Below are 12,494 nucleotides of genomic sequence, written 5' to 3'. Positions count from 1 at the left end.
AAAATAGCTTTGAATTGCATGCCTGCCCTTTCTTATAGAAGAACAAGAAGTAGTACAATAGCTAAAAGTAGTGCACCACCAGAAATATACAACCCTGGGCCTCTTTGTTCAGCTTTAAGTTCTTTTTTAATACCTCTGACTTCTTTTCGCAGCTCTTTCTTTTCTTTTCTGTTGAGCTCACTCTTGTCCATTTCATCAATCTCCTGCAATCTTTCCATTAGCTGATCTTCTTTAGAGACCACTTCTGTGGTAGCAGGGGTTCCATCTTTTGTACTTGCAGCCTCTACATTGAAACTTGCAAAAGTTGTCATTGCTGCTAAAGTTATCGCTTTAAGTGTGAGTTTTTTCATGTTCTATAAGCTTTTTATTTTAAATAACAGGAGAGTCAGGTGATTGTTAAGAAGATGGTGGTTGCATCTTAAAATTTTTGCTATAATTTCTATGCGCATGATTCAAAATCCGTATATTCAAGGGAATTATGAAAAGTTTATTTGTTTTATTAATTCTTTTCCTGCATTTGGAATATGGATTAACTGCGCAAAATTTAAATAGGATTGACGGAGGTAGTGACCTGTATAGTAGCTATAGTGCAAAACTGGATTCTTCCTTGCAAACTTTTATATTTCCCCAAAAGGTGTCATCGATGAGTGTTGAATTCGCGGAAAATGGGTTTGTGTTAGGGTTTCAAGTGGTGATTGGAAGGGACTCTTTTTCTGTAATGCCACTTTTGCATCCTCAAGACGGAGAAGGTCAACTTTCGGAGCTTATTATTTTTGACAAACCTGTTGACAAATTTAAAATACTTAACCCTGTTTCTGATATTGAACTGACTTTGCATGTAAATCATTTGCCAGCTTTTGGCACTACTCCAAAGGGAAAGGATAAAAATATATTAAAATCAGGAAGCACAACAGTTTGTGAAGGAATAGACATAGTTACTCCTGAAATCTGGCGTGATGGCTTGGAAGGGCCAGTTGCGCCACCTAGTGAAACTCAGGTAAAGCATGTGGTGGTGCACCATTCGGCGGGGGCAAACAATTATAGTAGTGCTGTAGATGTAGTTAGAAATATTTACCTTTTTCATACTAAGCCACCATCAGAAGGAGGGAGAGGGTTTAATGATATTGCTTATAACTACCTGATCGGTAATGATGGATCGATATTTCAAGGTAGGGATGACCAAGGTCTGTTTGACCCCGACAATGTTTTGGGCGCTCACTTTTGTGCAAAAAACAGCAATACTATGGGGGTTTGCCTGATGGGTACTTTTAGCGCAGTCAGGCCTTCTTTTGAAATGGCAGAATCTTTATATGGCTTGATATCATGGAAGCTTCGGAAGGAAAGCCTTAGCCCTTTTAGTTCTTCGCAACACCCTATCAGTAATCCTGACAGGTGGCTTCAGGTGGTGGCTGGTCATCGGCAAGGGTGTGGCAGTACTGATACGAGCGCTTTTAACACTAGCCATACTTTATGCCCTGGTGATTCTGTCGCTCATATGTTAGGGGAGATGAGAAATCATATCTATGGAAAGATGCAAAGTTGTGATTATGTGAGCAGTATTGAGGAAGGCGAGGAGGATGAGGTGCGGCTATGGCCAATGCCTGCGTCTGCCTTCTTTAAAGTGTATGTGCCAGGAGAGCATGCTTATAATTTGTCTATATACACTTCTGAAGGTGTACTGAAAAAGTCACAAACTATAAAGGCCAAAGTAGAGGAACGGGTAAATATTGCAGGTTTAGCTAGTGGCCTTTATTTTGTATATTTAGAGACCGGAGGCTTAAGAAAGGTAAGGAAGCTGATTAAACAGTAGTTTTGCTAACAAGCAGAAAAGCTACTATAAGTTATAGTAGCTTTATAAAGTCTTGCTAAAAAGGACCATAGATCAAGGTTTGTACAAGACCGTTTGCCACCGCCATAATAATGGCAAAAATAAATGCCCAAAAAAAGTTTGCGACTTTAAACCCTAGCACCAGTTTATCAACCAGTAGAATAATTAAACCAGAAATGACAAAGCTGAATAAGCCAAAGGTTATCCATGTCAATGGGAGTGCCAATATGTTCAGGACCCAACCCAACGTTCCATTTAGAACTGAAATTAGAATACCTGTCCATATGGCATGTCCATAGCTTTTTACAGATATTCCTTTTAAGTATTTAGCTCCCAGCCATACAGCCAAACCGTTCAATAGTACGACTACTATTATATTCCACATAAATGTTTTTGCTCTTTGTAAAATAGTTATAGTTGATTAACCTTCTCTTGGTATCTTTGTTAAAATAGATAGGTAAAAGCATAGATTTTTTACCCTAGTTTTTATTATTATAGCATTTCAATGTTTCATAGCTTGTTTATAAGAGCATAGCTGTTGCAAAAGAAGTTTTTCGAAAAGTGATTTTTAGGAGATTTTTATTATGAGTTTGTCTATTGTTATAATGATCGCAGCCTGGATATTCGTAATTGTTTGGATAGGTTCTGTGATTTATACCCAACGGAATATACACCCGCGGGCACTGTTCATTCTTTTTATAGTAGAACTCTGGGAAAGGTTTAGTTACTATGGAATGCGATCCTTATTGGTGCTTTATATGATTAATCACTTAGCATATAGAGATGACCCTGCTTATGGGATTTACGGAGCTTATGGTGCTTTGGTCTATGCTACACCCGTTTTGGGAGGGATAATAGCAGATAAGTTTCTAGGTTATAGGAAGTCTATTTTATTAGGCGCTATTCTCATGGCATTTGGGCATTTTGCACTGGCTTTTGAGTATGAGTATGTATTTTTCCTGGCTTTAGGTTTCTTGATTATAGGGAATGGCTTTTTTAAACCTAATATTTCAAGCCTTGTGGGGCGTTTGTATCCAGAAGGTGATCCTAAAAAAGATAGTGCATTTACTTTGTTCTATATGGGTATCAATACCGGGGCTTTTCTTGCGCCATTGACTTGTGGTGCTGTTGGAGAGATTTTCGGGTGGCATTATGGTTTTGGATTGGCTGGAATTGGGATGGTTCTGGGGCTTGTCATTTTTATTTACGGCAACCGCTCGGGAGCTTTTGGAATGCAGGGCCTTCCGCCCTTGGAGGGAGAAATCCATAAAAAAGTATTAAAGGTATTTTCAAGGGAGCAGTTGATATATATACTTTCTTTTTTGTCTGTTCCGCTTTTTGCTGTACTGGTAAATCAGAATGAAATAAGTAGCCGGATACTTATGGTGGTAGGCGCATCTATGATTATCTACCTTTTTGTTTTGGCTTTAAAAGAAGAAAAAGTGGCAAAGGAAAGGTTGTTCGTTATTTTGATCCTTTTCTTTTTTACCACCATGTTTTGGACCTTCTTCGAGTTGGCAGGAAGTTCTCTTATGTTGTTTACCGATAGAAACGTGGATAGGGAAGTGCTAGGGTTCCCTTTGCCTGCCAGTATATTTCAAAGTGTAAACCCTTTATTTATAATTTTGCTTGCACCTGCTTTTGCAGCGCTCTGGTCTTTTTTGGGCAAACGCGGAAAAGAACCGTCTGCTCCTTTAAAGTTCTCTACAAGTTTGATCCAGTTAGGGCTAGGTTTTGGAGCGTTGGTATTAGGGGCTCAGTTTGCCGGTGAAAATGCACTTGTGCCTTTAGTTTTTCTTATTTTAGCATACCTGCTTCATACGACAGGGGAATTATGTATATCACCAATTGGGCTCTCGTTGGTAACCAAATTGTCTGCGACTAAAATTGTAGCTTTTGTAATGGGTATATGGTTTTTATCTTCCTCTTTTGCGCATTTAATCGGGGCTGAAATAGCTAAGCTCACTTCTTTGCCACAAGAAGAAGGTGATGTGGAAATTCCGCTACAAGCAAGCCTTTCAGTGTATACGGAAGTTTTTGGCCACATAGCATGGATTTCTATTGTAACAGGGATCTTCCTTATTTTCCTAGCACCTCAATTAAAAAGGTGGATGCATGGTGTGAAGTAGGGTAGAAAACTTGTATTGTAGACAGTCGCGGCTTTTATTGATAAGAGTAAAGTTTTTTGGAAGGCAGCGTACCTTGCCTATTGGTGGCTTTTTTAGCAGCCCTCTTATATCTTTACCTGGTGCAGAATGTTTTTTTGGGGGGAGTAGAATAAACCTGGAAAATGCAGTAAAGCTTTCTATTATATAACAAAATAACTTCAAATCAGTCGGCTCACATGTATGTATTAACCATAGCGCCGCTAAGCTTTTCGGTATTAAAACACTAATTTATTGTTGTTTTGCTCTTTATGACGAAATCTTCGCATAATTTAGGACAAAAAAAAGCAGGAACTTTTCCTAGTCCCTGCTTATAGTCAAAAAGACACCTGTATTTACTAAACTTCTTCTTCTAGTTCTGCATTTAACTCGCTTGTTGGCCTTGCTGGTCCTCTGTTTACAAAAACCTTTACGGGTTCTGACTTTTTCTTTTGAATGGCCTTTCTTAGCACCAGTTCAAAATCAGAAAGTGCATTAATAAAGTATATATAGGAATCATAAGGTGAGTTATATGGGCTAAAGTAGTTATGCACCATTCCGTCACCCCAATTTTTTGTGCACATATAATAAAAATGATCCGAGATCTGGAGTTTAGACCATTTTTCCAAAATATGAGGGTTTTTTAGTCTTTTTACATCTTCTTCAAGGGCATATAGCTTCGATAGGGTTTCTGACTGCATAGGGTTGCTCAACCATGCAGAAAGGTCTCTTTCTGTGTCTGCCCATGATGTATAGTGGTGTGCGTCATACAACCCTTTGGCATCGTATAGGTCAACGACTTCAGAAGGGGTGTTGAAGCTGAAGCCTTCCATTTTTAGTACTTCTTCTGGTAAGTGGTCCAGAAAACGGAATATGCCAGTTCCTTCCCATTGGTGTTCGCCAAAGGTTTCATAATCCATGAACAAGTTAATGGTATCAGCTTGGTAGCTATTTATTTTTAGCCAGTCGGCGTATTTTTGAGCTGTTAAAGGATACTCTGACCAATTGGTGTCAGAAAACCTGAAAGCTACATCATCAGACAGTTTGTGGTTTTTCAACAGGCACTTGATCTTTTTGTTGTTTGGTGGAGAGTAAAGGATATTAGGAGTTCTCCCATGCAGCAGCCGATCTACGCCTTCTGCTAAAATGGCCTTGTAGCCCATGCGCTGTACAAAGTCGGCCATTTCATTGTTGTATATCAGTTCGGTATTTCTAAATACTTTTGGTTTCTGGTTAAAATGCTGCTGTATTTTTGCCCCATGTTTATCTACTTGCCTTACAAACTCATCTTTTGAGTACATATAGCACAATGAGTGGTAATAAGTTTCGGCCAAAAACTCAACACAGCCAGTATTTGCCAATTCTTTAAAAGAATCAAGTACATCTGGACGGTATTTTTCAAACTGCTCTATAGCTACCCCACTGATGGAAAATGATAGTTTGAATTTTTTACCGTGCCTTTTGATCAGTTCCAACATTTTTTTGTTGGCAGGAATATAACATTTGTCAGCAACCTTGTTCAGTATTTCCCTGTTAAGGTTTTCGTCTTCATACTGATGATCATTACCAATGCTAAAGAAGGAATACTGCTTTAGCCTGTAAGGTTGATGTACCTGGAAGTATAAGCAAATAGATGACATATGTTAGTTAAGGTTTATATAAAGTTGTTATAAATATTACTTACTTTTTCGGCAGCATTTTCCCAACTGCATTCGTTCAAATCTTCAAATGCATCTTGTATGACAGTTTTTCTAAGGGCATCGTTTTGCAATAAAGAGATTATATGGGCAGACATTCTGTCGATGTCCCAATAGTCTGCTTTGAGTGCTCCGTTAAGAACTTCAGAAACCCCAGATTGTTTAGAAATAACACAAGGAACACCAAACTGTGCAGCCTCTAGAGCCGATAGGCCAAAAGGTTCTGAAACAGAAGGCATGCAGTAGACATCAGCTATAGCCAGTAGCTTGTGTACTTTTTCTTTGTCCAAAAAGCCAGTGAAGTGGAGCTTGTTGCCTATTTGTTTATACGCACCGGTTTCAATGAGCCCTCGTAAGCGGTCGCCTGTACCTGCCATTACAAACCTGACGTTAGGCACATGGCTTGTTACTTTAGATGCTATGTCCAGAAAATATTGGGGGCCTTTTTGTCCTGTTACCCTCCCTAGGAAAAGGATGAGTTTTTCAGGAAAATCCTTGATGTCATGGTACACATGTACTGGGTCTGCGCCATTGTGTACCGGATGGATTTTTTTAGGGTCTATGCCGTAATGGTTTTTAGCAATAGAGCCTGTATAATAGCTTACAGGTATGACACTGTCTGCAAACTGCATGGCTTGTTTTTCGAGGTCAAAAATCCAATTTTGAGCTTCTGGGCCACTGCGGTCATACTCTAATGAGTGGATGTGAAGCACAAGTGGTTTTCCCGTCCTTTGTTTAATTTCCATGCCTGCTATAAAAGTCATCCAGTCATGGCAATGAATGATATCAAAGTCTTTGTCGGCAGATAGTCTTAAAGCATATTTGGCATATTCAGAAACTTTCCAAGCTACATCTTCACCATAAAGTTCGCCAAACTGAAAAACATTAAACTCAGTGTCAAAGCGTTCATGGTAGGATTCCTGATATTTGTCAGTAGACGTTTCTTTTTCTATTTCCCCTTGTTTTATAGATCTTCCATAAGGAAGTATTTCAGCCTCAATAGTTTCTACTTCACGGGCGAATTCTTTATAATGTCTGCCGGTTTCAACCTTCTTTAAGTTTTCTATGTCAACATTGTTGAGACCTATCAGCTCCACATTCTCAACCATAAAGGAAGGGTCGGATTTTGGAATGATCATGGTTAAGTCTGCATACCTTGATAAGGCTTTGCAAAGTCCTAGGCAGGCAACTCCAAGACCTCCATTTATTATAGGAGGAAATTCCCAGCCAAGCATTAAAATCCGTGGTCTTTTCATAAACTGAAATTTTTGAGCAATGGAAAAAATTATTAAAAGCAATTCACTCTGCAGGGTGCCTTGATTTCGTACTTACCTTAACTGTAAACCCTGCGAATGGTTTAAAGAAATATTTTTATTTATAAATTTAGGATAATTTAGGGAATATGTTCTAGAAAAAGTACAATTATTGGCATCTATTCGCCCAAACCCCTTTTTTTAACGTTTGTTTATATTATACGGATGAAATGAACATTTTGCCGGGTTTGGTGTAAAAAAGATAGAGGAGGTTTAGCTTTGAGGTAAAAATTAATATTTTAGGCTTTATATTAAGATAAAAGCAATTTTTATAGTTTTTTTGTGAGTATATGGAGAATTACATGAATATTAACCATAATCAGGTAACAGTTCAACAATTTCCTGATTATGTACAAAAGTGGGATAGGGAAGACAATGATTTTTATTTCTATTGTACTAAAGCAGTTCTGAAAGTATCAGTTGTTTCTGACAAAGTTTTAAGATTTCGGTTTGCTACCGAAGATGGATTCCCAAATGACTTTTCATACTCTGGTGCCTATACCTATAAAGGCAAGGTCAAGTCTCTTGACTTTGTTGAAGAAGAGGATCACTTTATTATCATCACTAGTTTTCTAGAGTGTATTATAACTAAAAAGGGGCTTACCACCAAAATTCTCGACAAAGAGGGCAGGGTGCTTCAAGAGGACGAAAAAGGTTATCATTGGGAGGAGCATAAAAAATACGGCGGAAATATTGTGATGACCAGTAAGAAGGTTCAGAGTGGAGAGCACTTCTTTGGTTTAGGCGATAAAGCTTCTGATTTTGACCTTCGGGGAAGCAGGTTTGAACTCTGGGGCAAAGATACCTACGGATATATGAAGCACTCCGATCCGCTTTATAAAAACATCCCGTTTTTTCTCAGCCTCCATCACAAGGTAGGTTCTGGGGTTTTCTTTGATAATTCTTTTAGGAGCTTTTTTGATTTTGGGCACGAGCGGAAAAATGTATATAGCTATTGGGCCCAAGGCGGGGAAATGAACTACTATTTTATATATGGCCCCAGTTTGTTGGAAGTGGTAGAGACTTATACATTGATGACTGGCACCCCTGAAATGCCGCCTTTGTGGTCGTTGGGCTACCATCAGTGTAAGTGGAGCTATTACCCAGAAAAACAGGTAAGGGATATATGCCGTCAGTTTCGGGAAAAAGAGATTCCCTGCGATGCTATTTACCTTGACATAGACTATATGGAAGGGTTCAGGTGCTTTACCTGGAGCAAGGAGTACTTCCCTGATCCGAAAGGTATGGTTTCCGATCTTTCAAAAAGTGGATTTAAAACAGTGGTGATTATAGATCCTGGAATTAAGGTAGATAAGGATTACTGGGTTTATAAGGAAGGATTGGAGAAAGATTACTTTTGCAAACGTATGGATGGCCCACTGATGAAAGGTTCTGTATGGCCGGGCGAATGCAATTTTCCTGATTTTACCAACCCTGAAGTGCGACAGTGGTGGGCTGATTTGTTTAAAGGTTTAATGGAAACCGGTGTAAAGGGGGTATGGAATGATATGAACGAACCGGCGGTTTTTGAGATTGAAACTTTCCCATACGATGTTAGGCATGATTATGACGGGAATCCTTGTAGCCATAGGAAAGCACACAATGTTTATGGCATGCAAATGGCCAGAGCTACTTATGAAGGGGTGAAAAAGTATATGAACCCTGACCGTCCTTTTGTTATTACCAGGTCGGGATATGCTGGTGTTCAACGTTATTCTTCTGTATGGACAGGGGACAATGTTGCTACGTGGGAGCATTTGTGGCTTGCCAATGTTCAGTGTCAACGGTTGAGTGTTTCTGGTATTTCGTTTTGTGGCTCTGATATAGGTGGTTTCATAGAGACTCCTTCTGGGGAAATGTACATACGGTGGCTACAATTAGGGGTATTCCACCCGTTTTTCCGTACGCACTCATCGGGTGACCATGGCGACCAGGAACCGTGGTCTTATGGGCCGGAGTATGAAAAATTAGCAAAGAAATTTATTGGTCTAAGGTATCAGTTGTTGCCTTATGTTTATACGACTTTTTGGCAATACCACAAATATGGTACGCCTATGTTGCGGCCTATTGTGTTTACCGATCAGCAGGATACAGAAACCCACTTCCGTCAGGATGAATTTGCTTTAGGCGACAATCTGCTTGCCTGTCCTGTATACCAAGAAAAAGCCGATGGAAGATGGTTGTACCTGCCAGCAGGGAAGTGGTTTTACTATTGGACTGATGAGTTGGTCAACGGAGGTACGGAAGTTTGGGCTGAAGCTCCAATCGATAAAGTGCCTATTTATATTAAAGCTGGCGCTGTCATTCCTCACTACCCTGTTATGCAATATGTTGGTGAATTCGAACTTGAAGCACTGACACTGCATGTTTACTATACCAACAAGAGCCATAAAAGTACTTTGTATGAGGATGATGGTGATGGTTATGGATACGAGAAGGGGGAATGTGTAATCAAATCTTTTAAAACCAGTGGCGCTGAGGGATCATTTTCTGTGCTACAAGGGACCAATGGGACATTTGAACCTAGATATCAGCATTATGAAGTTGTTTTTCACGGCCTTCCTTTTGAACCATCGGCAATTGAGTGTGATGGAGAAGGTGTGGAGTTTGATGTAGAGGAAAGTTTAGTGACCGTTAAAATAAATAAGAACTTTCAGAAACTTATTCTTACGGCTTAGGTGTTATGCCTGTACATAACATAACCTGCTAAGCCATCTGAAAAAAATGCCTTTCGTGGATAAACCATCGGAAGGCATTTTTTTCTTACCCTTGCATTTTGAAAAAGGAGATGCACATCAGGATCCAACCCGCTATAAACAGCAAACCTCCAATAGGTGTCACTGCGCCCCATTTAGTAACACCGGAAAGAATAAGTATGTAAAGCGATCCGCAAAATATCAAGATACCGCCAATAAAGCAGTAACCTGCATAATCTAAAAGGCGACTTTGGTAGAAACTGCAAATGATTCCCGCAGCAAGTAATGCCAGTGAGTGGTAAAACTGGTATTTTACTGCTGTTTCAAAAGTCTCTGTTCTTCCTGCCGCTTCTAGAGTGGCACGTAAAGCATGTGCGCCAAAAGCACCTATCATTACCGCAAGGGCACCAGAGATACTGGCTGCTATTAAAAAGATTTTCTGCATAGTTTAAAGTCCGTTTGTTTAGTTTTGATATACTCTTTTCCCAAATATAGCACTACCTATTCTCACCATGGTGCTACCTTCTTCTGCAGCTATTTTATAGTCACTGCTCATTCCCATAGATAGTTCCTGAAAGGCAGGTAGCAAATTCTTATAATCAGTTTTTAATGTATCAAAAAGCTTTTTCAGCATACTGAATTCACCACGAATAACTTGTTCGTTATCAGTATTGGTTGCCATGCCCATTAGGCCAGTTATGCGGATATGTTTCATTTCCTGAAATTCTTGTGAATTTAGGATTTCAAGTACTTCCTCTTCCGATAAACCGAACTTTGACTCTTCTTTGGCAATATGCATTTGAAAAAGGCAATCGATGACGCGGTCGTTTTTTTTAGCTTCTTTGTTTATTTCTTTAAGGAGCTTCAAAGAATCCACCGAATGGATCAAGCTTACAAAAGGAGCAATGTATTTAACTTTGTTTCTTTGTAAGTGCCCGATCTGGTGCCATTCAATATCTTTGGGAAGTTCTTCATATTTGCTGGTCATTTCCTGCACTTTGTTTTCTCCAAAAGCCCTTTGTCCCGCCACGTAGGCTGCCATGACAGTTTCGGCTGGATAAGTTTTGCTTACGGCGATAAGTTTACAGCTATATGGGCTTAATTTCTGCTGTAATACATCTATGTTCTGCTGTATATTCATGTCCTAGGTCCGCCTTTTTTTGTGATTTTTGGTAAAATTGTGCAATTTGGAAACCTTCTTAAACTTTAGTTATTTAAGATATATACAATAATAAAAGGAATATTTCAAAAAAGTATACATATATGCCATTATTAGGTTCTCTACTTAAGAAAGGGATAAAGTTATCAAAGGTTATAGAGCAGGAAACCAAGCCTTCTGAAGAATTGCAGAAAAACGAGCTTCTGAAACTTTTAAAAAAAGCAAGAAATACTCAGATAGGGAAAAAGTATGGCTTTAAGGAAATCATCCCGGTGTTTGGTGACAAAAATAAAGCAGCTTTTTATGAAAAATACCGTTCGCTGGTTCCTGTTTACAATTATAACAAGATTTATAACGAGTGGTGGCAAAAGGCAAAAGAAGGTGAAAAGGATGTGTGCTGGCCGGGATTGGTAAAGTACTTTGCTTTGAGTTCAGGAACATCAGAGTCTGCCAGTAAATATATTCCGCTTACTGATGATATGAATAAGACCATCAAGCGGACCAGTATAAGGCAGATTTTGTCTCTTTCTAATTATGATTTGCCTCCTGAGTTGTTTGAGAAGGGTATTTTGATGCTTGGCGGAAGTACCCACCTCAATAAAAACGGCCACTACTTTGAGGGGGATTTGAGTGGGATACAAGCGAGTAAAATACCTTTTTGGTTTCAGCATTTTTATAAGCCAGGCAAAAAAATATCTCAGCATCGCGAATGGGACAAAAAGCTTGACGAGATTACTGTCAATGCAAAAAAATGGGATATCGGGTTTATTGTTGGTGTTCCTGCATGGCTTCAGATACTTATGGAAAAAATCATTGACTATTATAAAGTCGACAACATTCATCAGGTATGGCCAAACCTTAAAGTATTTGTGCATGGAGGGGTATCGTTCGAGCCTTATAAAAAAGGGTTTGAGAAGCTTTTAGGAAAACCTCTTATATATATTGAGACTTACCTGGCTTCTGAAGGTTTTATTGCTTTTCAGGTAAAACCAGGGAGCAAGTCTATGAAGTTGATTTTAAATAATGGAATATTTTTTGAGTTTGTTCCATTTACCAGCAGTAACTTTGGCCCTGATGGAGATTTGGTAGATAATCCTGAGACTTTAATGATAGATCAGGTGGAAGAAGGTAAGGATTATGCTATTTTGTTGAACACATGTGCTGGTGCTTGGCGTTATTTGATCGGCGATGTAATCAGGTTTACCAATGTGAAAGAAGCGGAAATTATTATTACCGGACGGACTAAACACTTCCTTAGCTTATGTGGGGAGCATCTTTCTGTGGACAATATGAACAAGGCCATACAGCTTGTGGCTGATGAATTGAATATTAATATTAGAGAATTTACGGTTGCTGGCATTCCTTATGACAGTCTTTTCGCTCATAAGTGGTATATTGCAACCGATGACAAGATCGAGGCTGCACGTGTTCAGGAATTGCTTGACAATAAGCTTAAAATGCTTAATGATGATTATAAAGTAGAAAGGTCGGCTGCATTGAAAGAAATCTTTGTTGATGTGCTTCCTGTATCTGCTTTTTATAATTTTATGAAAATGAAAGGCAAAGAAGGTGGGCAGAATAAATTCCCAAGGGTTATGAAAAAAGGACAGTTTGAGGAGTGGGAAGAGTATCTGAAAAATAATAATTTAAAGTAAAG

At 39.0% G+C, this 12,494-nt stretch carries 10 protein-coding genes; 4 read left to right on the top strand and 6 right to left on the bottom strand.

Annotated elements, in window-relative coordinates; all coding sequences use genetic code 11:
- Positions 1–32: 32 nt before the first annotated feature.
- Positions 33–350: a hypothetical protein gene (locus RCC89_16780; protein WMJ74812.1), complete on the bottom strand. Its 318-nt coding sequence runs from the start codon at positions 348–350 to the stop codon at positions 33–35.
- 128 nt (positions 351–478) lie between these two features.
- On the opposite strand from RCC89_16780, the gene RCC89_16775 reads away from it, so the two are divergent.
- Positions 479–1,810, top strand: coding sequence for an N-acetylmuramoyl-L-alanine amidase (locus RCC89_16775; protein WMJ74811.1), 1,332 nt, complete (start codon positions 479–481; stop codon positions 1,808–1,810).
- A 55-nt stretch (positions 1,811–1,865) separates the two neighbouring features.
- Here RCC89_16775 and RCC89_16770 read toward each other — a convergent pair whose 3' ends face one another.
- Complete coding sequence (locus RCC89_16770) at positions 1,866–2,213, bottom strand: phage holin family protein (protein WMJ74810.1); 348 nt, start codon at positions 2,211–2,213, stop codon at positions 1,866–1,868.
- A 199-nt stretch (positions 2,214–2,412) separates the two neighbouring features.
- Here RCC89_16770 and RCC89_16765 point away from each other — a divergent pair, with 199 nt between their 5' ends.
- Positions 2,413–3,957, top strand: coding sequence for a peptide MFS transporter (locus RCC89_16765; GenBank protein WMJ74809.1), 1,545 nt, complete (start codon positions 2,413–2,415; stop codon positions 3,955–3,957).
- A gap of 374 nt (positions 3,958–4,331) precedes the next feature.
- On the opposite strand, the gene RCC89_16760 is transcribed toward RCC89_16765, so the two are convergent.
- Together RCC89_16760 and RCC89_16755 are read right to left on the bottom strand one after the other, a co-directional pair.
- Positions 4,332–5,612: a glycoside hydrolase family 57 protein gene (locus tag RCC89_16760; protein WMJ74808.1), complete on the bottom strand. Its 1,281-nt coding sequence runs from the start codon at positions 5,610–5,612 to the stop codon at positions 4,332–4,334.
- A gap of 14 nt (positions 5,613–5,626) precedes the next feature.
- Positions 5,627–6,925: a glycosyltransferase gene (locus RCC89_16755; GenBank protein ID WMJ74807.1), complete on the bottom strand. Its 1,299-nt coding sequence runs from the start codon at positions 6,923–6,925 to the stop codon at positions 5,627–5,629.
- A gap of 347 nt (positions 6,926–7,272) precedes the next feature.
- Between RCC89_16755 and RCC89_16750 the strand changes: the two genes are divergently transcribed.
- A complete protein-coding gene (locus RCC89_16750; GenBank protein WMJ74806.1) occupies positions 7,273–9,660 on the top strand; it encodes a glycoside hydrolase family 31 protein in 2,388 nt (795 codons plus the stop codon).
- An 85-nt stretch (positions 9,661–9,745) separates the two neighbouring features.
- Here the strand turns inward: RCC89_16750 and RCC89_16745 are convergent, their stop codons facing one another.
- Together RCC89_16745 and RCC89_16740 are read right to left on the bottom strand one after the other, a co-directional pair.
- Positions 9,746–10,123 (bottom strand): DUF423 domain-containing protein, encoded by a 378-nt coding sequence (locus tag RCC89_16745; GenBank protein ID WMJ74805.1) that lies wholly within the window; start codon positions 10,121–10,123, stop codon positions 9,746–9,748.
- Between the two features lie 18 nt (positions 10,124–10,141).
- Positions 10,142–10,819 (bottom strand): YggS family pyridoxal phosphate-dependent enzyme, encoded by a 678-nt coding sequence (locus RCC89_16740; protein ID WMJ74804.1) that lies wholly within the window; start codon positions 10,817–10,819, stop codon positions 10,142–10,144.
- 122 nt (positions 10,820–10,941) lie between these two features.
- Here RCC89_16740 and RCC89_16735 point away from each other — a divergent pair, with 122 nt between their 5' ends.
- Complete coding sequence (locus tag RCC89_16735; GenBank protein ID WMJ74803.1) at positions 10,942–12,492, top strand: GH3 auxin-responsive promoter family protein; 1,551 nt, start codon at positions 10,942–10,944, stop codon at positions 12,490–12,492.
- Positions 12,493–12,494 lie beyond the last annotated feature (2 nt).

The organism is Cytophagaceae bacterium ABcell3 (genome assembly GCA_030913385.1).
GTDB lineage: Bacteria > Bacteroidota > Bacteroidia > Cytophagales > Cytophagaceae > ABcell3.
This window is presented reverse-complemented; position numbering and strand designations above follow the sequence as displayed.